The organism is Cohnella sp. GbtcB17, assembly GCF_019091135.1.
Lineage (GTDB): Bacteria > Bacillota > Bacilli > Paenibacillales > Paenibacillaceae > Cohnella.
Map to the genome: position 1 here is coordinate 128,179 of NZ_JAGXJW010000011.1, position 24,981 is coordinate 153,159.

Consider the following 24,981-nt stretch of genomic DNA (forward strand, 5'->3'; position numbering starts at 1 on the left):
CTCAGCCCTCCAGTTCGAATCGGTAGTCTTCGGATAGAGTGTTGGCGAGCAGCTTTTCGCACATGGCCTTCACGCGCTCTTCGGCGACCGCGCGATCCGTCGTATCGAGCGTGAGCTCCATGTACTTGCCGATGCGGACCTTGGCGACTTCGTCGAAGCCGAGCGTCTGCAGCGAGCCTTGAACGGCGTTGCCTTGCGGGTCGAGCACGTTTTCCTTGATGGTCACGTATACCGTTGCTTTCATGGGGCGGGTCTCCTCCTGGATAGGAACATGGGTTATAAAGCCTAGAGCCGATGGTAAAAGTAAGCCTGGATTAGGGCGAACATACGAGGCAAGCGACGATGACGGTAGAGGTGAGCGGCCATTTAGTTGTTGAAAGGCAGCTAATCTGAGCTTGTATAAATCCGTACGCCGATTAGTTGCTAAAAAGCAGCTATTTCCGGATCAATCCGCTTCAAGAAGGCCGTTTCCATAAAATAATTGCCTTTTAGCAACTATCAACCGGAAATAAACCTTTTTTTCGACAAATAAATGCCTTTTGACCGTTATCGGCGGCGGACAGCCGCGCACGCTCAATACTTGACCGGCTGGAACGCGGTAAAGCCGTAGCTCGTCGGCTCGGTCAGCCGGCGATAGATCTCCTGGTAGCGCGCCGTCGTCGCGTCCACGACATCGTCGGGCAGACGCGGCGGCGGGCTGTTGCGGTCCCAGTCGGTGCCGAGCAGGTACGTGCGCACCGGCTCCTTGTCCATGCTGTCGATCTCGATATCGAGCTCGTACTTCTCCTCGGCCCAGAAGCGCGAGGAATCCGGCGTGAACAATTCGTCGATCAGGATGATCTCGTCGCCCAGCAGACCGAACTCGAACTTGCAGTCCGCGAGAATAATGCTCTTGTGCTCGCATACCGCGAGCGCGTAATCGTACAGCAGGAGGCTGCGCTTGCGAAGGCCCGCGGCCAGCTCGGAGCCGATGCGGCGCTCCATCTCCTCGAAGGAGATATCCTCGTCGTGGCCGACGTCGTTTTTGCCCGCGGGGGTGAAGATCGGCTCCTCCAGCTTGGCGTTCTTGCGCAGGCCGTCAGGCAGCGGAATACCGTTGACCTCGCCGTTCTTCTGGTACTGCCGCCAGCCGCCGCCCGTAATGTAGCCGCGCACGACGCATTCGATGTCGATCCGCTTCGCCTTTTTCGTGACCATGATCCGCCCTGCCAGCTTGTCCGGCTCGGACACCAGATCGCCCAGCTTGCGGACGTCCGTATGGACGACGTGGTTCGGGACGAGGTCCTTCGTCTTGTCGAACCAGAAGGCGCTAAGGCCGTTCAGCACCTTGCCCTTCTCCGGAACGGCGGGGTCCAGCACGTAGTCGAACGCCGAGATCCGGTCGGTGACGACGATGAGCAGATGCTCGCCGAGGTCGTACAACTCCCTGACCTTGCCCTTGTGGATGAGCGGCGCATGGACGAGTCCTTCCGCGGTAGATAACGCTACTGTAGACATGTCAGCCTCCTGCACTCTTTATATAGAAGAAACTATTCCAGACCGAGCCGCTTGAAGATCGTGTCGACGTGCTTGAGGTGCCACGAAGGGTTGAACGCGTCCGCGATCTCCTCGGCGCTCAGCAGGTCGGTGATCTCCTTCGTCTCGGAGACGATAGACTGGAAGTCGCGCTGCTCCTCCCACGCCTGCATCGCGCGCGGCTGTACGGTATCGTACGCCTGCTCGCGGCTCAGGCCCTTGTCGATCAGCTTGGTCATGACGCGTCCGGAGAACGGTACGTTATAGGTGCTGCGCATGTTGCGCTTCATGTTCTCGGGGAAAACCTGCAGGTTTTTCACGATATTGCCGAAGCGGTTCAGCATGTAGTTGAGCAGCATCGTCGCGTCCGGCAGGATGATGCGTTCGACGGAGGAATGGGAAATGTCGCGTTCGTGCCACAGCGCCACGTTCTCGTAGGCGGTCACCATGTGGCCGCGAATGACGCGGGAGAGGCCGCTGATATTCTCGGCGCCGATCGGATTGCGCTTGTGCGGCATCGCCGACGAGCCCTTCTGTCCCTTGGCGAACGGCTCTTCGACTTCGCGGAACTCGCTCTTCTGCAGCGCGCGGATCTCGGTCGCGAACTTGTCGAGCGAAGAGCCGATGAGCGCCAGCGTAGCCATATACTCGGCATGACGGTCGCGCTGCAGCGTCTGGGTGGAGATCGGCGCTGCGCTGATGCCGAGCTTGTCGCACACGAACTGCTCGACGAACGGGTCGAGGTTAGCGTACGTGCCGACCGCGCCGGACATTTTGCCGTATTGGACTTCGTCCGCGGCTCTGCGGAAGCGCTCGAGATTGCGCTTCATTTCTTCGTGCCACAGCGCCAGCTTCAGACCGAACGTCGTCGGCTCGGCGTGCACGCCGTGCGTGCGTCCCATCATTGGGGTCGACTTGTACTTGATCGCCTGGTCGCGGAGAATAGCGATGAAGTTGACGAGATCGCGCTCGAGAATCTCGTTGGCCTGCTTCAGCAGGTAGCCGAGCGCGGTATCGACGACGTCCGTCGACGTCATGCCGTAGTGCACCCATTTGCGCTCCTCGCCGAGGCTCTCGGAAACGGCGCGGGTGAACGCGATGACGTCGTGGCGCGTTTCCTGCTCGATCTCGTAGATCCGGTCGATGTCGAACTTGGCGTTCTGGCGCAGCAGCGCGGTGTCCGCCTTCGGGATATGCCCGAGCTCCGCCCAAGCCTCGCAAGCGCACAGCTCGACTTCGAGCCAAGCTTTGAATTTATTTTCTTCGGTCCAGATAGCCCGCATCTCGGGGCGGCTGTAGCGTTCGATCATGATGGATTAGACCCTCCAAATGGTTGATTCGTTGATCCAGGCGAGCGCGGCTTCGGTGTCCGCGGCCAGCACGTTGACATGGCCCATCTTGCGTCCGGTCTTGGCCTCGGCTTTGCCGTACAGATGAATCTTCGGCGCGACGCCGAGCCGTTCGGCCTCCGGGTCGTGCGCCTGCATCCAATCGAGCAGCGGCTGCACGTGCTCGCCGAGGATATTGCCCATCACGACGGGCGACAATAACGAAGTGTCCCCGAGCGGCAGATCGCAGATCGCGCGAATATGCTGCTCGAACTGGGACGTGCGGCACGCCTCCATCGTATAGTGCCCGGAATTGTGCGGACGCGGGGCCAGCTCGTTCACATATAGCGTGCCGTCCTTCGCGACGAACATCTCGACCGCGATCAGGCCGACTGCGCCGAGCGTCTCCGCGATCGACACCGCGAGGCGCTCGGCCTCGGCGATGACGGCGTCCGGCACCCGCGCGGGCACGATGGACAAGTGCAATATGTTACGAACATGGATATTCTCGGCAGGGGGGAACGTTCGGATCTCGCCGGACGGCCTGCGCGCGGCGATGACCGAGATCTCCCGCTCGAAGTCGATAAACTTCTCGAGCACGAGCTCGGTCCCTGCACGGCTCGCCTCGTCCCAGGCGGCCGCAAGCTCGTCCGATCCGCGCAGCACCCATTGGCCTTTGCCGTCGTAGCCGCCGGTCGCCGTCTTCAGCACGGCCGGCAGCCCGAGGCGCTCGGCCGCCTCCTGCAGGTCGGCGAGGCTCGCGATCTCGGCGTAAGGCGCTACTCTCGCGCCCGCCGCCTCGATGGCGCGCTTCTCGCGCAGCCGATGCTGCGTCGTATGCAGCAGGGCGCTGCCCTGCGGCACGTACGATTCCGTCTCCAGCATCGCCGCGACGTCCGCGTCCACGTTCTCGAACTCGTACGTGATGACATCGCTGCGCCGCGCCAGCTCGCGCGCCGCGTCGCGGTCGGCGTAGCCGGCCACGATCTGCTCGGCCGTCTGACCGCAAGGCGCGTCCGGCGTTGGATCGAGCGCCACGAAGCGGTAGCCCATCCGGCTGCCCGCATGCGCCAGCATCCGGCCCAGCTGCCCGCCTCCCAGCACGCCGATCGTGGCGCCGGGCAGGATCGGGCGGGCCGCCTGGCCGCCCAACGCTGCGGCATTGCCCTCCGCCTGCGTCGCGTCTTCCACCATGCCGCCGACCGGCTCGCAGCCGTCGATCCCGCATGATTCGCCTGCGCCGCTCAGCAGCCCTTCAAGCTCGCGATTCAGTCCGCTCATGGCAGCACCGCGTTGCCCAGCACGTCCTGCGTGATCCGCTCGCGGCGCGCGGACACGCGCGCCTGCACGTCCGCATCGAACGCGCCGACGATCTGCGCCGCCAGCAGCCCTGCGTTCGTGGCGCCGGCCGCGCCGATCGCGACCGTAGCGACCGGAATGCCGCCCGGCATCTGCACGATCGACAGCAACGAGTCCAGCCCGTTCAGCGCGGCGGACTTCACGGGTACGCCGATGACGGGCAGGACGGTCTTCGCGGCGACCATGCCGGGCAGGTGCGCGGCGCCGCCGGCTCCGGCGATAATGACCTTGAGCCCGCGCTCCGCGGCGGATGCCGCATATTCGAACATCAAATCCGGCGTACGATGCGCCGATACGACTTTTTTCTCATAGGGGACGTTCAGTTCGTCCAGCACCTCGCACGCCTTCTTCATCGTCTCCCAATCGGACGTGCTGCCCATGATGACCCCGACGATTGCCGACATGGTTCCACCCTTTCCCCCGTTAGCTTTTCCTGATTGTCATTATTGCACAAATATCGTCGCAACTCGTCCGGTCCGCGAACTCGCCCTCGCGCGGTGGCGGTCCCCGGCCACGGACCCGGATCAAAGCGCAAAAAGGGGCGACTTCCGGCCGCTATCGGCCCTCCGTCTAACCCCGTCTCTCTCCCTGTATTCCCGGCTTCGCTCCCAGGCGCCGCAAAGGCGCAACGCGTTCCTTCCCGCGAGGGATCGTCCCGCATTCCGCCTGTCGTCCGTCCGAGAGCTCGTAGTCCGGAAATTTAAGGTCTCCGGGTAGAGACGATCGGGCCTTATTCCCGATAATATACGAGCGATTCCGATTCTGTTTGCCGGTTTTTAGTTTAACCCAAACCTTACATGTCTGTCAAACGAAAAGGCGAACGCTAACGTTTACAGAAAAAACGAATGTTCGGATTTTGGCCACACAATTCCGAGGGCGAAGGTTAGATTAAGAAATATTCAGCAAATTTAAGATTATGAAGGTTAAACAAAAGCGTTGCCCGTTCGCGCGGCCTCTTCACGCAAAAGGATGCCTCCGGCCCTACGGCCTTCGGCACCCCTTGTTTCTTGCGCTTCAACGAACCTTCCGTCTGCCCGCCCGCCTCGATGCCAGCCCTCGAATCCATCGTTCCAGCTGGTCAAGCGGCAGCTTGTACAGCGCCAACGACCCGTTAACGGTCCGCGACGCTTCCGGCAGAGAGGCGATTCGTCGCAACAGCCGCCCTTCGCGTGTCTCCGGCGACGTCGGTACCCAGAACTGGATGTACCGGACTTGCGGCTCGCCTTCGCGGATATCGTCTACGAGCTCGCCTGCCGCTGCGAGCAGAAAATCCGGCGTCCGCCGCTTCTCTTCGATAAAAAACACTTCAAGCTGACAATTTTCCCGATCCTCGTATTCGCCCGGCCCGGTGCCATAAGCGAAGCCAAATGCGCCCAGATTCTCGTATGTATCCTCGCAATGCATCAGCATCGCCCTGCCAAGCACGAGCGGGCTCGCGAGGAAGCTCAGCTTGGTTGCAAACGAATAAGGGAGATGAAGACTGGCGTGACGCGATATCAAATAACGGAGGTAGGAGGCGTGGTCCATCTCCAGCTCGCAGCGCCTGAATATGCAGTTCGCATGGATGATCGCCCTGCCGGCCACCGTCTTTACCTCCCGGTTCTTCATTCATAAGTGTGCAGCGGAGCTGCTCCGCCTGATTTCGCGCGGAGCAGCCGAGCTTCTTACTGCTGCGGCTTTACGCGAAGATTGTCATTCGCGATGACGATTCTGCCGAAACCGCTGCCCTTTTGCGTGCCCTTATCGATCGTTGGGGGAACCGGGAACATGTTCTCGACCTCCTTCGACAAAAATTGGATATGTATCCATCTCAACTATACACGATTCCATTTGCCGAGCATAGACAAAATGTGTTCGATATCGCCTGCATAAAGCGTCTCTGCGCCCAGAACGCCGTCACGCACGCCGTAAGGCCGGACGAACTTCGCGTACAGCCGGTTCAAGTATTGGTTGTCGGATTGCGCCGCTAACCGGACTTCCCGCACCTCGGGATGCCGCTCCGCGATCGATCGAATCGTAAAGCCGAAGCCGTCAAGAAATACGCGGGTCCCCCGATGCGATCGGACGGCGAGCGCCAGGTCGATCAGCGCGACGTCTTTGTCGTTGAACGCCTGCTCCCTCGTCCCGTGGTAGTACGCGCCCAGCCCCACCGCTTGTCCGCCTTCTCTCACCAACACGATCGATCCTTCAGTGATGTATTGATAGGCCAGCGTAACCGAATCGAGCACCGAAAACGAAGGATGCACGTCTCGCATATGTTCGAGCAGAAACAGGGTGGCTTGCGCAAAATCGTCGTCCGTCGCGCATACCGCGCATTGAAGCGCCGTCATCAAAACCTCTCCTTTTGCTGTCGACTGCTCAAGCTCTCCGCTCGAGCGCGCGGTTCAGTTCGTTGCGGAGCTGCGTTGAGCCGCTCAGCAGCCGCTGAAACGTCTCCCGGCGCATCGTCAGCAGCACGGCAGGACCCAGCGCGCGTACGGTGGCGGTTCGCGGCACTTCCTTCATAAGCGCGATCTCACCGAAATAATCGCCGTCCTGAAGCGTTGCGACGCGTTTTTCGCCCGCATCCTCCGTCTGCTTGGTCACTTCGAATTTGCCGCGCACGATAATATAGAAGGTATGGCCTTCCTCGCCTTCCCGGACGATCGCCTCGCCCTCTCGGCACGTCTGCGTCGAAAAGGCGGCGGACAGGGTGTCCAGCAGCGTGGCGTCAATGCCTGCAAGAAACGGAAGCCGCGCCAGCCAGTCTGTGTCCACGTCCGCGTGCAGGCCATCCTCCGACAGCCGGAAGCCCTGCTGCTTTTCCCACAGCCGCGCATATGCTCCATCTCGGACGAGGAGCTGATCGTGCGTGCCGCTCTCGACCACCTCGCCCCGGTCGAACACATAGATACGATCCGCGTCTGTGACGGCGGACAGGCGGTGCGTCACCGTTACGACCGTCTTGCGGCCGCGCAGCGACAGGACCAGCTCGTTGACCCGCGCTTCCGATGCCGGATCCAGCGCCGAGGTGACTTCGTCCAGCAGCGGCACATCCGGATCGCGGAGCAGCGCCCGGGCCAGCGCGTTGCGCTGACGCTCCCCGCCGGAGAAGCTGCCGCCCTCCTGCCGGACGAGCGTATCGAGTCCCTCCGGCCAACGCGCGACCGCCTCTTGCAAGCCAGCCCTGCGCACCGCTTCATTCATATCGGCCTCGCTTAAGTCTTTTTTGTCCAGCAGCAGATTGTCCCGGACGGTCGCGTTAAACAAAAACGTGTCCTGCCCGACGAGCAGCGCCAGCTCCCGCAGCCGCCGCTCCCCGATCTCGCGCAGGTCGACGCCGTTAATCGCGACACGCCCCTGCCTCGGATCGTATAAGCGGGCGAGCAGCTGCAGCGCCGTGCTCTTGCCCGAACCGCTGGCGCCGACGAACGCCGTGTAGCTGCCGCCCGCGATGCCGAGCGACACGCCGCGCAGCTGGTCCGATCCTTCTTCGTAGCCGAAAGTGACCTTGTCCATCGCGATCTCGCGGATCGGCGCCGAGGGCGAGCAAGGCTCGGAAGGCTCGGCCACCTCGGGCTCGCGCGTCATCAGCTCGCCGATTCTGGCGAAGCTGACCCGCGCCTCGATCATGCCGGGAATCAGGTAGGTCAGGTTTGTCGCGGACTGGCCGACCGTCATGAACAACGTAAAGAATGCCATGAAGCCGCCGATCGTAAGCTGGTCGCGGAAGATCAGGTAACCGCCAAAGCCGATCATCGCGCCGTTCAGGACCATGAGCGACACCAGCGGCAGACGCTCCATCCAAGAAGTGACGAGGCGGAGCCGCAACCCGTTTTTCAGCATGTCCCCGATGAGACGGGCGGACAGCTGGCGCACCCGCTCCTGCTGATACAGGCTGCGGATCGTCTTGTGTCCCTTCACCGTCTCGTCGATGGCGTTCATGAAGCGCTCCTGGGACAACTTGAGCTTCTGCTGGCCGGCTTCGGCTCTGCGCTGCAGCAGCTTGGGTCCGACGATCATGAGCGAGGCGCCCGCGAGCATGATCAGAGTCAGCCTCCAATCGAGCGCGAACAGCATGCCGATCCCCAGGCAGGCGCTTAGCGTCTGCGCGAACAGCATCGGCACCGTCGCCCCTACTGTACGCTCGACCGAAGCGGTATCCGTCGTGAAGCGCGCGACCAGGTCCCCTGTGCCGTACTCTCGGTAGAAAGAGATCGATTGGCGCTGAAGGCGTTCGAACAGGTCGAGTCGAAGCTTCGCGATGCCTTGGCCGACCAACTTTCCCAGCGCGTAGTCGCCGGATAGGGAGGCGGCGATCGACAGCAGCCCCGCTCCGATCAACAGTCCCAGAAGCAGGGCGAACGCGCCGCCGTCTTTGGGGACGAACGCTTCATCGACCAGATACTTCAGGCTGAGCGGCGCGGCGACGGCGTACGCGGCTTCGATCAGGAGGCAGAGCAAGAGCAGGGCGAGCAGCCCTCTGTAGGCGGTGAAATATTTCAGCATATGGTCTCCCTTGCAGGTGCGAGCGATGGATAGCTTGATAGCTTGATAGATCAACCATAGCTTACCTTTTCAAAAAGTGTCAATCCTTGTCGGAGTCGCCACCCGGGAGCGCATTGTGCGCTGGCGCCGCATAACTACAACTGTTTCGCCGCCTTGAAGCATCGTTGTGCGACAGTACCGCATAACTCAGCCGATTCCGCCGCCCGGGAGCGTCGTTGTGCGATAATACCGCGTATCTCCGCAATCAAACATAAAAAATCCCCGCTCTTCTTCTTGAGAAGGAAGCGGGGATTGCAGGCGAAGCAAGCGTAAAATCAGCCTTCCGCGCCGATGAATACGTAACGCGCGATGACGAGCACGAACAGCACCCACATCAGCCAGTGCACCTGGTACTTTTTCTTGCCGGCCAGGTTGGCGATGACGGCCAGCACCACGTACGAGATGATGCCGAACGAGATGCCGTTGGCGATGTTGTAGGTGAACGGCATCATGGCGATCGTCAGGAACGCCGGGATACCGAGGACGAGATCCTCGAAGTCGATCTCCTTGACCGATTGCATCATGAGCACGCCGACGATGATGAGCGCAGCGCTCGTCGCCGGGGACGGCACGAGCAGCGCGATCGGCGCGAGGAACAGCGATAGCAGGAACAGCACGCCGGTCGTCGAGGACGTCAGACCCGTTCGGCCGCCTTCGGCGATGCCTGCGGAGCTCTCGACGAACGCGGTCATCGTGCTCGTACCGAGCATGGCGCCGCCGCTGACGGCTACGGCATCGACGAGCATTGCTTTGCCGACGAGCTTGCGCCCTTTTTCCTTGTCTTTGAAGAAGCCGGCGCGGTTGGCCGTGCCGACCATCGTGCCGAACGTGTCGAACAGCTCGACGAACGTAAACGTCGCAATGGCCGAGAGCAGGCCGGTCGTCAGCAGGTCGGCAAAGTCAAAGTCCCAGAAGTTCAGCTTGCCGAAGTCCGGCACCCAGTCCGCGGATTTCAGCGAGTCGAAGCTGACGACGTCCACGCCTGGGATCGCGCCGACCAGCGTCGTGATAAGAATGCCGAGCAGAATGGCACCGCGCACGCGAAGCACCATCAGCGCACTGATGATCAGCAGGCCGAGGACGGTCAGCCATACGGACGGCTCGGTAATGTCGCCGAGGTGGAAAATCGTCTCGTTGCTGTTCAGGTTGTTGTAAGAGCCGGCTGCATAATCGGCAAACGGGCTCAGCGAGATCGTCAGCAGGCCGCTGCCCTTAAGGCCGATGATCGTGATAAACAGGCCGATGCCGACCGTGATCGCAACCTTGATGCTGTCGGGAATGGCGACGATCAGCATCTGGCGAACCTTGGTCACGGTCAGAATGATGAAAATAATACCCGAGATGAATACCGCGGCCAGCGCCATCGACGGCGAAATTTCGTGTCCTGTCGCTTTGGACGCTACGACTGTCGTTGCGAAGTAGGCATTGAGCCCCATGCCGGGCGCCAGCGCGACCGGGAAGTTGACGAACAGGCCCATCGCGAGCGTAAAAATGCCGGCGCCCAGCGCAGTCGCAAGGAAAATGCCGTACGTGTCGAGACCGGACCCTCCCAGCACCAGCGGATTGACTGCCAGAATATACGCCATCGTCATGAACGTCGTGATGCCCGCCATGATCTCCGTGCGTACGTTCGTACCGAATTCCTTCAGCTTAAAGAAACGCTCCATCGTCTCCAAAGCTCCCCTTTCGCCCCTTTAAAGTTGGCGCCACAACCAAAAAAACCTAGAAGAAGCTTCTCCTAGGTTCCGCATAAAAACGCGTTCTCATGCAGCGAAGCACGATCGCTTCGATCGCAGCTCCGCCTTGCGCGTTTTTCGTAGCCAGGTCCTTTGCGGTGACCTTGTAGAGACATCCGGGCCAATCCCCGGAAATATACGAATCGATATGCAATTGTTTTAAGTTATGGTCACTCGCTTATTCTAGAGCCGAAATTTGTCGGGTGTCAATACAAACCTGAATATTAAAGGCCATAACAATTGATTTCGTTAATGAATTAGCAATATTATCAAACAACCATCTGTAATTGTATAATGTAAGCGGAATCAAAGTGAACATTAAGGAACGAGGCGCAGCATTCCACCGTCTTTATGCCTTAACGCAGCTTGAGCGCCAGCAGGCCGAGATACTCCTTGAAGGCGGTCCCCGCCGTCGCAGCGGCCGCGCTGCTTGGCGAGAGCAGTCCGGGGTAGAAGGCGAACCGCCCTCCGCTCGCAAGATAGTCCGTCGGAAAAGGCTCAGGTTCGACACCCGCCAGACGGAATTCCCGTATCGCGCGCGGTAGATGGAAGGCGGAGGTGACGAGCACCGGGTGCGACAAGCCGGACGACTTAAGCAATGCCGCCGTATACACCGCGTTTTGTTCGGTATTCAGCGAGCGGTTTTCGACCAGGATGTCGCCCTCCGGTACGCCAAGCGCGATCAGCTGCCTTCTGGCAATATCAGCTTCGTTGCCACTGTCGGAGAATACTTGTCCGCCCGAGAAAAGAATCGGCAGTCCCGTCGCCCGGTGCAGCCGAACAGCCGTCAACAGCCGGTTGGCCGCGCCGCCGGACAGATTGCCTTCGCCGCCAAGATCAGGCGTCCCGCGGGTAGCCCCGCCGCCGAGCACGACGATGACGTCGCCGCCGACGCTGCCAGGCTGATCGTATTGCCGCTCGAGCCCTTTGATCAGCGCCTGGCTCGTCAGCGGTATGACCGAGAGATAGAGCAGCAGCGCGATGGCGGCGATCGTCATCGCCTGCTTGCGCGACTTCCGCCATAGCCAGACCGATGCCGCCAGGAGCAGCACAACAAAGATCCCCGGCGGCAGCACGAAGCTGTACAGGAACTTAATGATATAAATCAGCTGGGCGCCCTCCCTTGACCGGTCATGAAAAATCCCTCTTATTTGCCGATGGAGCAAATAAAAGGGATTCGCTTTTTATTCCCACTCGATCGTGGCCGGCGGCTTCGACGTGATGTCGTAGACGACACGGTTGACGTCCCGCACTTCATTGACGATACGTACGGAGATCTTCTCCAGCACGTCCCACGGAATGCGCGCCCAGTCGGCGGTCATGCCGTCGATGGACGTTACGGCGCGGATGCCGACCGTGTAGGAGTAGGTCCGGCCGTCGCCCATGACGCCGACGCTCTTCATGCCCGGCAGCGCCGTGAAGTACTGCCAGATCTCGCGATCGAGACCCGCCTTCGCGATCTCGTCGCGCAGGATCGCGTCGGATTCGCGGACGATCTCCAGCTTGTCTTCGGTCACTTCGCCCAGCACGCGGATCGCAAGACCCGGGCCCGGGAACGGCTGGCGCCAGACGATCGCATCAGGCAGGCCCAGCTCGGAGCCGACTTTGCGGACTTCGTCCTTGAAGAGCGCCTTCAGCGGCTCGACGAGCTTGAACTTCATGTCTTCCGGCAGGCCGCCGACGTTGTGGTGCGACTTGATCGTCTGCGCCGTCGCGGTGCCGCTCTCGACGATATCCGTGTACAACGTGCCTTGCGCCAGGAAGGCGAAGTCGTCGAACTTCGCGGACTCTTCTTCGAACACGCGAATGAAGTCGCCGCCGATGATCTTGCGCTTCTGCTCGGGATCGCTGACGCCCTTCAGGTTGCCCAGGAAGCGCGCACTCGCGTCGATCTTGACGACGTTCATGTCGAACTTCCCGACGAACGTATCCATGACGCTCTCGGCTTCGCCCTTGCGCAGCAGGCCGTGGTCGATGAACATACAAGTCAGTTGGTCGCCGATCGCGCGGTGGATGAGCGCGGCCACGACGGACGAGTCTACGCCGCCGGACAATGCGCACAGCACCTTTTGATCGCCGACCTCGCGCTTGATCTCGTCGATCATGTCCTCGATGAACGACTCCATGCTCCAGTCGCCCTTGCATTCGCAGATGTTATAAAGGAAGTTGCGGATCATCTCGTTGCCGTAGACGGAGTGGCGAACCTCCGGGTGGAACTGAACGGCGTACAGCCGGCGCTCCGGATGGCTCATGGCCGCAACCGGCGCGTGCGGCGTGCTCGCGTCGACGCGGAAGCCCTCAGGCAGCTCGGTGACATGGTCGCCATGGCTCATCCAGACGGTCTGACGCGTCTCGAGATCGCGGATCAAATGCGAGTCCGCGACGAAGTCGACGTCCGATTTGCCGTATTCGCGCTTGGAAGCCGGTTCGACCTTGCCGCCTTGCTGGTGGGTGATCAGCTGCATGCCGTAGCAAATGCCGAGAATCGGAACGCCAAGCTCGTAGACGCCCGGGTCGACGGAAGGCGCGCCTTCCGCATAGACGCTGGCCGGACCGCCGGAGAAAACGATGCCTTTGGGATTAAGCGCGCGGAGCTTGTCCGCCGGAGTATTGTGGGGAAGCAGTTCGCTGTATACGCCGAGATCGCGGATCCGCCTGGCGATAAGCTGGTTGTACTGGCCGCCGAAGTCGAGAACCACGATCATTTCATGCTCATGTTTAGTCACTGGATGAACAGAGCCTCCTAATAGGTCTGCAGGCGCCGCCGCGGACGAACGAGTCGTCCGGGCACGCCTGTGCCGGATACACGCAAATCGATTGTTGTAATTATAGCTTCGCCGCTTCGACAGCGTCAAGGCGATTCAAGCCTTTTGCAAAAGCGGTTCGAGGATCAGGCTCGTCGTGCTGTTCTACGGGAAATAAGACGATGCCACATCTTTATTTCCGCTACGAGATGCTTTACCGGGCATCTTCGCCGCGCGCCGCCGCGAGCACCACATCGGCGTGTCCCTTCACCCGCACGTTGCGCCATTCCCGGCGCAGAATTCCTTCCTCGTCGATGAGAAACGTCGAGCGGACGATGCCCATGTATTCCCGGCCGTAGAGCTTCTTGAGCTGCCAGACGCCGTACAGCTCCGCAACCCGATGGTCTGGGTCCGACAGCAGCAGAAACGGGAGGCCGAACTTGTCCGCAAACTTGCGGTGCGCCTTCAGATCGTCCGGACTGACGCCGAGCACGACGGCGCCGGAGTCGTCGAACGACGGATGCGCGTCTCGGAAATCGCACGTTTCCTGCGTGCAGGCCGGCGTGTTATCCTTCGGATAAAAATAAAGCACGACCTTGCGGCCGCGGTATTGGCTGAGACGGACCGGCCCCTCCGCGCTCTCCAGCTCAAAGTCCGGAGCGGGGGATCCGACTTGAAACGATGCTTCCACTTGTTGCTTCTCTCCTTTAATCTACAGTTCTCCCCATAGCCTAGCAGAAGTCGTTAACGGAGTAAAAGCTTGTCGTCGCGGGCGCGGCAATTGACGTTATTTCCCGGGAAAAGAACAACCGGATTCGCCACCCCTCGCGGGTCTGGCGAATCCGGTCATGAAGCGGCAGCCCGCTTGGCTCATGGGTTGCCGGCTGCGGCGAGCTCGATCTCGAGGGAGCATTCTCCCTTGCTCTCCGGCAATTCGACGGTGTAAAAGCGCGCGCCGGAGCTTCTGACTTCGACATCCTCGCCGCCTACGCGCGCGGATATCGGCGGCCTGTCGGAGACGAAGCCGAACGGTCCGCCGCCTTCGCGGACGCGAATGCGCATCCCGCCGCGGCTGTCTGCCGCGCAGGAGAGCACCGCATGCGAGCCGGCAAACTTGTCGAGCCTGCCGAGCGGCGCGAAGCCGTCCGCAAGAGGCGCGACGGTCCAGATCGCGCTGGCGCCAGGCGCAAGGTCCAGCGGAATCGACTTGCCGCGGCTCACGATCTCCACCTTGCCCGAGCCGTGCTCGTGCAGCGCAAAGCATTCGCCGTCAAGGCCCGGCACGTCGCCTGGCCCGATCGAAGCCACCATCCGGCCCGGCTCCGCATCGATCCGAAAAACCGCGATCACGCCCGCGCCGCCCGCCGTATTCCACAGCTTCAGCGGCAGCGCTTCGCGCGTCGGATCCTGCAAAAGGCAGTCCGGCGCCGGAACCGCGACCCTGTCGCAGCGAAGCAGCGTGCCGTCGCAGTAGGAGAGCGGCTGCAGCAACGCAGGATCGGTCTGGTCGGGCGGATCGCTCACATAGACCGGGCCGCCGCTGATTGCACGGAGCAGCGCTCCTGCCCGCGCATCCTGGTGCCGCGTCCAGAACATATCCCAGTCGCCCCAATAGAAGGCGCCGTGCCAGTAGGAATTGTAGGCATTCTGCAGCGCATGCTCTGCAAAGCCGCGGAGGCCCTGCGGCACGAAGTCGTCGCTGCTGCGGGATACCGCGGACTTCGGCCGGTGCCATACGTTTTCGGCGGCCATGCCCATGCAGTTGATCAGCGCCGAGTCGAAGTGGAGCGCTACCGACGCTTCCAGCGAGACATGCGACGCCGAGACAGCTTCGCCGACCGCGTGCGTGCCCGCCCAGAAATTCGACACGGCGCTCTGGCTGTCGACCTTGACGAAGTCGACGCCCTGCCGCGACAGCCAATCGTGCCAGCCGTGCCAAAATCCGAACGCTTCGCCGGGCTCTGGTGACGGCAGCAGCTGTCCGCGGCCATTTGTGCGCAAGGCGCGGCTGTAGATACGCGCTTCCTCGCTTTGCGGATCGATGCCGCCCCAATAGCCCGCTATCGTATGCCATACGCCGACGTGACGGATGTCGAATTGCTTTTTAAGCTGACTGATCGTGTGGCCGAGCCCGCCGGGAAACTTCTCCCGATCCGCCTCGAATCGCGCCAGCTTGCCTTCACGGATATCCGACCAGCCGTCGTCGATCATGAACCAGCCGGCCGGCACGCCCAGGCGCTGCAGCTCCTCTGCTTTTTGCAGCAGACCTTCCTCGTTAACCTTGTGATAAAAGGCGTCCCAGCTGCACCAGCCCAGACGATCGAGCAGCGGCGGATATGTTTTGTTCGAGCGAAGCAGCCCGGTTCTGCCAAGCGACTCCGCGGCAACGGCCGCATGTCGCTCGATGAGCGTGTATGGATCCTCGCCGGCACCCATCACGAAGGCAAGCGTGTCGAGCCGCGTCATCCCCGCTCCGCCCGGCGTCAGCCGCACAACGATCCCGGCTTCGCAGCCTGACACATCTGCGCGTATGGCGCCGCCGCTGACGAGCAGCACCTGCAGATAGCGTTCGCCGTCGCCGCATAGCAGCGATTGGGTACGCTCGGGGACGGCCTTCCAGTCGGCGCCGAACGCTGGACGCGTCCACCAGTCCTTGTGCTGGTAGACAGCCATCCAACGTCCCGGAACGGCGCCGGCATCGAGCCGGAGCTCGATCGCATTCGCCTGTGCGAACCTTCGCTGGCTCCCGAATACATTTTCGTTCGCAAGCTCCGCCTCGACATATCCCGTCACGCAATCTCCCTTGTGCCGGATGACAAGCGTGACGCGAATGCCGCCCTTCTCGTCCGCGAAGGCGTATCTGGTTTCTTTTAATGTATTTTTGTCGCCATTCGTCGTCACGTCGGCGACCGAAGGCAAGCGCAGCTCCGCCGGCACGCCGCCCGGTTCGTTCAGTCTGACCGTACAGCTCGCCCAAGGCGCCTGACCGCCATTTCCTTCTTTAGCTCCCGAAGTTAGCAGCCGATCGAACACCATTCGTCCCTCCTTCGCCTTTCCACTCGAATGCCTTCTACTTCAAGCCCGCTCGCTCACGCTTCAAGCGCGTGAAGCGCGACAGACAGGCTCGCCGCGTCCCCGACATTCTCCCGCAGCTGCGACGGCAAAATGCGGCACGCCGCCAGCGAGCGCGGCAGCGCCTCCCGCCGCAGCGTCTCCAGCACGGCCGGCGCAAGCAGCTGCTCCTGGCGTGCGTAGATGCTGCCGATGACGATCGCTTCGGGATTCAGCATGTCGACCATGACGGCGAGGCCGCGGCCGAGCTCGATGCCAGTGACGCGCACGATCAGCGCGGCGAGCTCGTCGCCGGAGCGGGCCGCCTCGAAGATGAGGCGGGCCGACAATGCTTGCTCGGCGTCGGCGCCGCTCGGAAGAGCGGTCGTCTTGCCGGCCTGCACCCACTCCTCGATCATGCCGATGCCCAGCCTCGCCATGCCCCCGCCGCTGCAGAAGCCCTCGAAGGAGCCGGCCTTCCCGTAACCGACAGGACCTTCGTCCCGCATGCGCATATGGCCGACCTCGCCCGCCATGTCGTTCGCTCCCGTATACAGCCTGCCGTTTAATATGAGCCCCGCCCCCATGCCGGTGCCGAAGGTGAGAAACGCCATATGCCGCGTGCCTCGCCCCGCGCCCCAGCGCCACTCCGCCAGCGCACAGGCATTGGCGTCGTTCTGCAAGGCCGCAGGCACGCCGAATCGCTGGCGCAGCGGCGTCAGCACGTCGACGCCGTCCCAGCCGGGCAGATTGGGCGGCGACAGCACAAGACCGGCCTCGCTGTCCAGCGGGCCGCCGCAGCTGACGCCGATGGCGGCAAGACTGCGCGAGGCAAGATTCGGCGCTCGCCCCCCCGCCTCTTCCGACGCCGCCGTATCGGCCATTCCCGCCTGGCTGCCGCCATGCTCGGCCAGCAGCGCATCGAGCGCGGCCATCAACGCGTCCATCGTCTCCTCCGGCGTTCCGGGCGTCGGAAAGCTCGTTTTTCCGAGGATGTCGATCCCGCTCTCCGACGCCTCTCCCACGACCGCCGCGCACTTCGTGCCGCCGATGTCCAGCCCGCCAAGCAGCCGCCTCATGGGAAAAACGTCTCCTCAAGCAGGATGCAAAGCGCATGGTAGATCGGCAGGTGCCGCTCCTGGATGTCCGGCGTCCGGTCGTACGGCACGCGAATCGCCACGTCGCAAAGCGTCGCAAGCTTGCCGCCCCCTCGTCCGGTGAAGGCGATCGTCGCAAGTCCAAGCGACTTGGCGACCTGGACCGCGCGCACGACATTCACCGAGTTGCCCGACGTGCTGAACACGACGAGCGCGTCCTCCGGCCGGCCGTACCCGTACACCTGCTGCGCGAACACCATGTCGGCCGCCACGTCGTTGATGTACGCCGTCGCCAGCGCCGACTGGCTGACGAGCGAGATCGCGGGCAGCGCGCCTTGCAGCTGGTCCGCTATATAGGCGCCTTCCTCGCCCCAGACGGCGAACCGCTCCCGCGCTTCCTCGCCAAGCCGGCGCGGCGACATAAAGCCCTTCATCAGCTCGCCGACCACATGCTCGCAGTCCGCCGCGCTGCCGCCGTTGCCGGCGAGCAGCATTTTTCCGCCTCGCTCGAACGAGCTGCGCGCGGCTTCATAGGCCCGCTCGATATCTCCGCGGCAGACGGCCAGCTCCGGATACTTCGCGATCAGATCCTCCAACGTCCGGCTCATGCGCGGCACCTCCTTTTCATTGCTTCATATCGTTAAACGTCGCGCTCCAGCAGATCCGTCTCGACAACCGGCTGCGCTGCGTTCCGCGGCACGCGGAACGTCTTGATCTCGCTCGGCCCAAACTCGGCGCGGATCGTGCGTCCGAACCTCGGCAACGCGATCTCCGCCTGCGTGCGGCGACCCTCCGTCTCGTAGGCGCGCACGATCAGGTCCTCGCCGCCGCCTTCCGCGATCTTCACCGCGCTCACGAGAACATTGTCCGCGTCCGACGCTACGTACGAATCAGCCAGCGGCAAGTCGCCCTCATGGTACGTCTCGATGACCGCCGTCGGCCGGCAGTTCAGCTCCGCCGCGCGATGCACAGTGCCGGCCTGCTCCCAGCCGCCATCGTGCGGCAGCAGCGCGTAGTTGAACCGCTGGATGCCCTGGTCGATAAACGAGTATTCGCCGTCCGGCTCCGGCACGAGCGGATCGTGATGCGCATAGATCGGGCTGCGCAGCACGGTGAGCGCGAGCTCCTTGCCCGCGATGCTGTAGCTGTACTTGGCGTCGTTCAGCAAGCTCACGCCATAGATCTTGTTCGTCTCGCGCGTCAGCCCCGTATAGTCAACCCAGCTTTGGCCCGGCTCCTCTTCGCCGTTGTGCTCGCGCTGGATCGTGCCGTAAGGCGTTTCGTACGTATGCTTGCTGAAGATGACGTTGATCGGGAAAACGAGTTTAAGCATCTTAAACTTCTCGCGCCAGTCCACCGTCACGCTGACATCGATCAGCTCGCGGTCCGGATACATGGCGAAGTCCTGCACCAGCTTCGATTCGTTGTACCGGCTTACGACGCGGATAACCGACTTGACCGGTCCGTGTTCGATGCGCGACACTTTAACCGCCTTAAATTCCCCTGCTACCTTATTAAAATGAAGCACGTCGTGGCTCCACGTATCCGACTTGTCGTCGAGGACGACCGCGCGGGCGGCAGGACCGGCGAACACGTCGTGCTCCGCCTTCTTGTCCCGCAGACTCTTGATCGCGCCCGAATCCCGATCGAACTCCAGGCGGAAGCGTCCGTTTTCCAGCACCAGGTCGTTGGCGGCGATCGGCGTGCCTATCGCTTTAAGCGACTCCGACTCCGCGACCAGCTTGTAAGTCCGGTAGCCGAGCGGCGGCAGCTCCGCCATGAAGCTCAGGCGATAGCGCCCCCCCGAGGTCGCCTGCGACTGCACCGTCTGAAACGGCACCGGCGTATCGTTTTCGTCCGTCAGCACGGTCTTCGGTCCGATGCCGCCGACTTCGAGCTCCACGTTCACCTTGCTCGCCCATGCATGCGGATTAAACACGACGATCGGCTTCATGCCCTCGTCCTGCCGGATGCCGACGCGCCACGAGATCGACTGCACCGCATCGTTCAGCGCGCGGTCCGCGATCGCCATCGCCTCGCCGAACAGGTAATGCGCGTCCTCGTAGGCCGACTCCAGGCTCGTGCCCGCGAGAATGTCGTGGAACTGGTTAAACAGCACGTTTTTCCACGCGCGTCCGAACGCCTCAAGCGGGTACGGCTGCCCCGTGATCCAGGAGGCGAGCGCCGAATACTTCTCCGCCGCGGCGAGGCGGTTCTCGGCCTGGCGGTTCCACTGCTTGATGCCCGAATGCGCGCTGTAGCAGCCGCTCGCATGGTGCTGCAGATCGTCGTGCACGACCGGAAACGACAGCCCGGATGCCTCCATGTCCGCAAAGTACTGATCTGGTGTCGAAAATACGAGCTTCGGCAGCTCCGGATCGTCGTTCAGCGCGCGGATGCTCTCGATGTTTTCCTTGGTCGGACCGCCTCCGTGGTTGCCCACGCCGTAGAAGAACAGCAGGTCGTTCAGCGGCTCCTTGAACTCGCCGAGCGCGCGGCGGACGTGGCCGCCGAGCTCCTTGCCCCAGGACAGGTATTCGAACATGATGCGGAACGTCAGCACCTTCGAGCCGTCGTCAGACTGCCACCAGAACAACCGGCTTGGCAAGCCTTTCTCGTTCGGCATCGGCCGCATCATGACGTAGTAGTCCATGCCGCTCTTCTTCAGAATCTGCGGAAGCATGGCGTTATGGCCGAAGCTGTCGACGTTGTAGCCGACCTTCGCCGTCACGCCGAACTTTTCCATAAAATAGCGCTGTCCGTACAGCCCCTGCCGCACGAACGATTCGCCGCTCGGAATGTTGCAGTCGGGCTGAATCCACCAGCCGCCGACGATGTTCCATCGACCCTCGGCCACCCGCCGGCGGATCTCCTCGAACATGTCGGGCGCGTTGTTTTCCACCCATTCGTACATGGCGGCCGAGCTGGACGTGAACACGAAGTCTTCGTACTCCTTCATCCGGTCGAGCGCCGAGCGGAACGTCGCCTTGACTTCCTGGAAGCCCTCCTGCCATTGCCACAGCCATACCGGGTCGAGGTGGGCATTGCCGATCATGTAGAGCTTTCTGTGCTTCATTTAAACGATATCCCCTTCCGTCAGGTTGGCGCCGCCCAAGCGGTCCAACGCCTCGTCATAATCTGCGAAAATGCCCGCGCACACCGCTGCATGCACGGCTGCGCCACAGGCGGCTTCTTCCCGCGCCCCGGCCAGCTCCAGCGGCGCGCCGATGCGCGCCTCCAGCAGCCGGCGCAGCGCCGGGTTGCGGCGAAGGCCGTTGCCCGCGCCGACGCGGCGCCGCACGCCGGGGAGCAGCTCGGCCGGCAGTTGCGCGGCGAACGCGGCCAACTCGTCGGCGACGCCGGCGAGCAAGCCCGCCGTCAGCGCCTGCGGCGTCAGCGTCGCCGATGTCAGCGACGCGATCTCGCCCGTACGCGCAGGGTCGGCGCGCGTCCCAAAAAACGCGGCGTCGACGCGCGGCAGCGGACGCCCCTCGTCGAGCGCGGCCAGCGCCCAGCGATTCATCGCGTCGTACAAGCGCTCGCTCGGCACGCTGTCTTCACCGCCGCCAAGCGTCTCCGCGATCTCGCGGTAAAATCCGGCGAGCAGCGCATAGGACTTGCCGCCGCCCAGCGAGGCGCCGGCCAGCAGCCAGCCGCCGTCCGGAAACGGGCGCAGCTCCAGCCCGCCCGCCGGCTCGACCGGCTCCGTCGTGTAAAGAGACAGCTGCGCGCCCGTTCCTACATTAAAAAGCAGGCTCCCCGCCAGCGCCGGCACCGTGCCGAGATAGCTCGCCTGGTTGTCGCCGATGGCGACGGCGACCGGAATGCCCTCGGGCATCGTGCCGACGAGAGCGTCGGCCCGCGTCGCACCCGACCGCGTGCCGGCCGGCCCGGCCAGCTCCGGCAGCAGCGCAGCGTCGATGCCGGCGCGCGCCGCCGCAGCCGCGTCGAACGACCGGCTACGCAGGTCGAACAGCCCGAGGCCCGCCGCCTGCGTGGCGTCGACGAGCGGCGCCGCCCGGCCCGCGAGCCGCATCGCGGCATAGTCGCCGACCGTGCACAGCTTGGCCGCAGCCGCCGGCACGCCCCCGGTCCGGCGCAGCACGTCGTGCGTCAGCAGGCCGTAGCCTGACGGAACGGGATAACCCGTCAACGCTTCGAGCTGCTGCCGGTAGGTCGCCGCGCCGGAGGCAGATTGCCCTTGCGTAGCAATCGGCCGCTCGCCCCTTCCGTCTTGCCAAGTATAGAGCGGACTGACAGCCCTGCCGCGACCGTCGACGTAGAGGATGCCGTGCATCTGCGCGGAGATGCCGATCGCTGCCGTCTCGGGAAGCAGGTCGCGCCATTGATCGAGCATGGACAGCAGCTCATCTACGATGCGGTCCGGATCCTGAAGACGCTCGTCCGGCGCCTCCCCGGCGATCACGGCAAGGTTCGGCCGAACGATCGTACGGACGACGGTCCCGTCGCGCGTATCGATGGCCGTCGCGCAGAGCGAGGTCGTGCCGACGTCCAGTCCGATGACGTACCTTTTTCCGGCCTCGTCCGCCGCTCGTGCGGCGATTCCCTTCTTTTCAGACATGAGACGCCTCCTCTCCGCAGCCTTAAACTCGATCCTATCGATGCAACTCGCACCCATCCTGCAAAAGCATTTGCACGTTAGCCCAGCCCAAAGCCGCGCTTCCCGCCTAACTCATCCCTTCCAATCCATACAGCTCAATGATGTTGCCCCGGAAAATCCGGTTCGCGAAGTCGATCGCTTCTGCCTCACCCAGCGCCCCCGCTTCCACCTTCTCGCTGAGCGTCTCGGCTACGATGCGCCGCGCCAGCTTCAGATGCGAATAGGTGCCTTCGATATGGTTGTAGTCCCCGCCGAAACCCTGGATCTTGTTGGCCGGCACCATCTCGATCGCCTGATGCAGCGTCTGCTTGGCGGCGGTCGGCGTAATAATGTAGACCCATGTGAAATCCATGTACGCGTTCGGGAAATTTTTGACCATGCTGAGGTACACCTGATGATAGGGAAAACCGACGTGCAGCAGCACGAAGCGTGCATCCGGATAATCCAGCAGCAGTGGCACGAGATGCTCGGCGTTGGAGCGTCCGATGATGTTGCCGTCGCCCGAGACGCTCGTCTCGTGGTGACCGGTGTGGATTTGCACGGGCAGACCGATCGCGGTCGACCGTTCGATGACGTGCCGGATGATGTAGTCCTGCAGCGGCCTGAGCTCGCTCTCCGTCATCGCCGTGCCGCCAAGCAGCCGGTCGTAGAGCCGCTCCGCGTCGTCACGCGCAGGATTGCCGCAGGCCAGCGTTCTCCAGTAGGCGTGGCCCAGCTTGGTGGCGACCATGCCTTCTTGCTTGTATCGTTGCAGCAGGCCGTCCGTCGCGTCCAGGTAGGCGCCGAACGAACGCGCTTCCGCGTCCTTGTCCATCGAGCGCCAGACCGCGAGGAGGTCCTCCGTCGTATTCAATCGGAAGGTAAAATCAAGGAACATGATCGGCCGGAACCGATCGTAGCCGAGGTCCGTCGTCTGGATAAGCGTAAAAGCCAGATCGATGCCCGACCGCTCGCCGAGCACGTCGTCGTACCAGCCCGGATTGGCGCTGGCCGCGAGCACGCTCGCATTGGCTTGCAGGATGCCTTCCGCGTTCCACTCGCGGAGGCCGTGAAGCTCTTCCATCGCCTGCTTGAACATGCGGGCGTAGGTCGTATTGGACGTGCGTTGCCAGTACTTCAGAAAAATCGCGGCCCGCTCTTCGTCGGACAAGCCCAGGCGCCGGTCCAGCGCGCCGCGCTTCATGCCCGCCGTGATGAGGTCGGACTCCAGGTAATGCAGCAGCGAGAACAGATCGTGATTCTCCCTGCGGCGAATCTCGGGCGTCGCCAGATGCTCGTGCGCGTCGATGATGCGGAGCTGCCGGATGTGATCGTGTATGGTTTGCATCTCTTCTGTCTCTCCTTCCGCTAGCTCATGCGCAATGGGGGAATCCGGCCGGCGATGAACGGGAACGTTCCCGTTCATCGCGACCCGACCCGGACCGTCGCCGCTGCCGCAGGCCAGTGCCCGATGCGCGCGGCTCTGTCGCCATTGCCGCTCCTTCGAATCTGTCGGCCTTAGTCGACCTTCAGTTCAGGGAAGGCGTTCTTGACTTCCTTCTTGAAGCTGGCGACCACTTTGTCGTAATCCGTCTTGTTCGTAATGCCTTGACCGGCCGACTTGCGCCACAGGCTCAGAATTTCTTCGCCGTATTTGTCGGCGGACAGCGCAGGCAGCTTCGTGACGGTGTCGTAGTAAGGCTTCAGGATGTTCTGGTCGCCGAAGAAGTTCGACTTGAACGAATCCATGTTGTCTTGATACACCGTAGCGAGACCCGGCATGTTGCCCGTCTTGCCAAGGTTGTACGTCTGCCATTCGGAGCTTGCGATATACTTGATGAATTCGTAAGCCAGTTCCTTGTTCGGCGACTTGTCGTAAATGCCGCGGTACGTGCCGCCCGTGTAGAAGCCCAGCGGCGTCGGCGCGACGCCGAACTTGCCGACAGCCTTGTCGTCTTTGTTGTCGACCATGAAGCCGGCCCACGCAGGCATCGACGTCAGCACGACCGTGCCGCTGTTCAGCGCCGTGCCCCAGCCCGCCGACATGAATTCGAGCTTGGCGTCGACGTTGTTTTCGCGGATTTTCTTTTGAACTTCATAGGTGTCCTTCCACTTCGGATCGATGTTCAACGCGCCGTCCTTGACCCACGGCTCGGTGTTGTAGGCCATGATGTCGAACAGATCGCCGGCGTTTTCGATCAGGTGAACCTTGCCGCCGCTTTGGTCATATACCTTTTTGCCCGTCTCGACGAGCTTATCCCAGTCGCTCACCATCGCGCCGATTTGGGCCGCGTCGTCCGTGCCGAGATATTTTTTCGCCGTTTCCTTCAGGTACCAGAAGCCGCCCGGCGAGGAGTGGTCGGAGATCGCCTTCAGCTTGCCGTCGGAGGAACGTCCCAAACCTTGTACGTAAGGCACGTAGTCCTTGACGAGATCTTCCGCGCCCATCGCGGACAGGTCGGCCAGGAACTTGGAGTCGATGAACTTGCCGATGTAGCCGCGTTCCAGGTCGAAGATGTCCGGCAGGTCCTTGCCGCTTTGCAGCGCCGTCAGCAGCTTCGTTTGATACTGGTCGCCCGGGAACATCTTGACCTCGACCTTCACGCCCGGGTTTTTCTCCATGAACTTGGCCGCCATGTCGTTCACCTGGTCGAAGAACGTCCAGATGACGAGTTTGCCGGACAAGGCGCTAGGCGAGGCAGACTCGGAAGACGAAGCCGACGGGGATGCAGCCGGTTCGGAGGCCGAAGGCGAAGCCGAATCGGAAGCGGAGGACGACGGAGATGCGTTGACGCCGTTGTTGTTGCCGCCGCAAGCGGACAGCAGCGTGAGGATGAGGATAAGCGCCAGCGATACAGGAAGCCACGATTTTCTTTTCAAAGCAATCGCCCCTTTAGATCGTTTAGTGAGAAATCTGAGCTTGCCTTACAACGGGTTCCTTGCGGTTGATTGCGCTTGCACAATTCCTGCAGTCCGTCGGGACCCGCATCACCTCTTTCGCGGAGTGTCATTGCCGTCCGTTCG

Annotated in this window: 19 protein-coding genes and 2 riboswitches; all 19 genes read right to left on the reverse strand. The window is 62.3% G+C overall.

The annotated features are described in order from the left end of the window. Position 1: 1 nt before the first annotated feature. Complete coding sequence (purS, locus tag KVT38_RS08320; RefSeq protein WP_217593220.1) at positions 2-244, reverse strand: phosphoribosylformylglycinamidine synthase subunit PurS; 243 nt, start codon at positions 242-244, stop codon at positions 2-4. A 329-nt stretch (positions 245-573) separates the two neighbouring features. Then, positions 574-1,497, reverse strand: a complete 924-nt coding sequence (locus KVT38_RS08325) for a phosphoribosylaminoimidazolesuccinocarboxamide synthase (protein WP_217593221.1) — start codon at positions 1,495-1,497, stop codon at positions 574-576. A 32-nt stretch (positions 1,498-1,529) separates the two neighbouring features. After that, positions 1,530-2,825, reverse strand: a complete 1,296-nt coding sequence (gene purB / locus KVT38_RS08330) for an adenylosuccinate lyase (RefSeq protein WP_217593222.1) — start codon at positions 2,823-2,825, stop codon at positions 1,530-1,532. A gap of 6 nt (positions 2,826-2,831) precedes the next feature. After that, a complete protein-coding gene (gene purK, locus KVT38_RS08335; protein WP_483298167.1) occupies positions 2,832-4,115 on the reverse strand; it encodes a 5-(carboxyamino)imidazole ribonucleotide synthase in 1,284 nt (427 codons plus the stop codon). A gap of 5 nt (positions 4,116-4,120) precedes the next feature. Then, a complete protein-coding gene (purE, locus tag KVT38_RS08340) occupies positions 4,121-4,606 on the reverse strand; it encodes a 5-(carboxyamino)imidazole ribonucleotide mutase (RefSeq protein WP_217593223.1) in 486 nt (161 codons plus the stop codon). Between the two features lie 264 nt (positions 4,607-4,870). After that, positions 4,871-4,972, reverse strand: a riboswitch (purine riboswitch). 244 nt (positions 4,973-5,216) lie between these two features. Next, entirely contained in the window at positions 5,217-5,786 is a 570-nt protein-coding gene (locus KVT38_RS08345; protein ID WP_217593224.1) for a hypothetical protein, read from the reverse strand. 230 nt (positions 5,787-6,016) lie between these two features. Further along, the gene (locus KVT38_RS08350) at positions 6,017-6,532 is read right to left on the reverse strand and encodes a hypothetical protein (RefSeq protein WP_217593225.1); all 516 of its coding nucleotides are present in this window, start codon (positions 6,530-6,532) and stop codon (positions 6,017-6,019) included. A 28-nt stretch (positions 6,533-6,560) separates the two neighbouring features. Next, positions 6,561-8,690, reverse strand: a complete 2,130-nt coding sequence (locus tag KVT38_RS08355) for an ABC transporter transmembrane domain-containing protein (protein WP_217593226.1) — start codon at positions 8,688-8,690, stop codon at positions 6,561-6,563. 314 nt (positions 8,691-9,004) lie between these two features. Further along, on the reverse strand, positions 9,005-10,396 hold the full coding sequence (locus tag KVT38_RS08360) for an NCS2 family permease (RefSeq protein ID WP_217593227.1): 1,392 nt from the start codon (positions 10,394-10,396) through the stop codon (positions 9,005-9,007). Positions 10,397-10,526: 130 nt separating this feature from the next. Then, positions 10,527-10,627: riboswitch (purine riboswitch) on the reverse strand. Positions 10,628-10,821: 194 nt separating this feature from the next. Next, on the reverse strand, positions 10,822-11,574 hold the full coding sequence (locus KVT38_RS08365; RefSeq protein WP_217593256.1) for a YdcF family protein: 753 nt from the start codon (positions 11,572-11,574) through the stop codon (positions 10,822-10,824). A gap of 75 nt (positions 11,575-11,649) precedes the next feature. Next, a complete protein-coding gene (gene guaA / locus KVT38_RS08370) occupies positions 11,650-13,170 on the reverse strand; it encodes a glutamine-hydrolyzing GMP synthase (protein WP_217593257.1) in 1,521 nt (506 codons plus the stop codon). A 253-nt stretch (positions 13,171-13,423) separates the two neighbouring features. Further along, positions 13,424-13,900: a thioredoxin-dependent thiol peroxidase gene (gene bcp, locus KVT38_RS08375; protein WP_217593228.1), complete on the reverse strand. Its 477-nt coding sequence runs from the start codon at positions 13,898-13,900 to the stop codon at positions 13,424-13,426. Between the two features lie 179 nt (positions 13,901-14,079). After that, entirely contained in the window at positions 14,080-16,245 is a 2,166-nt protein-coding gene (locus KVT38_RS08380) for a Sip1-related alpha-galactosidase (RefSeq protein ID WP_217593229.1), read from the reverse strand. Between the two features lie 53 nt (positions 16,246-16,298). Then, on the reverse strand, positions 16,299-17,339 hold the full coding sequence (locus tag KVT38_RS08385; RefSeq protein ID WP_217593230.1) for an ROK family protein: 1,041 nt from the start codon (positions 17,337-17,339) through the stop codon (positions 16,299-16,301). Further along, on the reverse strand, positions 17,336-17,965 hold the full coding sequence (locus KVT38_RS08390; RefSeq protein WP_217593231.1) for a D-sedoheptulose-7-phosphate isomerase: 630 nt from the start codon (positions 17,963-17,965) through the stop codon (positions 17,336-17,338). Before KVT38_RS08390 ends, KVT38_RS08385 begins: the two co-directional genes overlap by 4 nt. Positions 17,966-17,997: 32 nt before the next feature. Further along, a complete protein-coding gene (locus KVT38_RS08395; protein ID WP_217593232.1) occupies positions 17,998-20,433 on the reverse strand; it encodes an alpha-mannosidase in 2,436 nt (811 codons plus the stop codon). Beyond that, entirely contained in the window at positions 20,434-21,939 is a 1,506-nt protein-coding gene (locus tag KVT38_RS08400; protein ID WP_217593233.1) for a sedoheptulokinase, read from the reverse strand. Between the two features lie 106 nt (positions 21,940-22,045). After that, the gene (locus tag KVT38_RS08405) at positions 22,046-23,305 is read right to left on the reverse strand and encodes an amidohydrolase family protein (RefSeq protein WP_217593234.1); all 1,260 of its coding nucleotides are present in this window, start codon (positions 23,303-23,305) and stop codon (positions 22,046-22,048) included. A gap of 170 nt (positions 23,306-23,475) precedes the next feature. Continuing rightward, positions 23,476-24,837 carry an extracellular solute-binding protein gene (locus KVT38_RS08410; protein ID WP_217593235.1) on the reverse strand — a complete coding sequence of 454 codons (1,362 nt, stop codon included), beginning with the start codon at positions 24,835-24,837 and terminating at the stop codon, positions 23,476-23,478. Positions 24,838-24,981 lie beyond the last annotated feature (144 nt).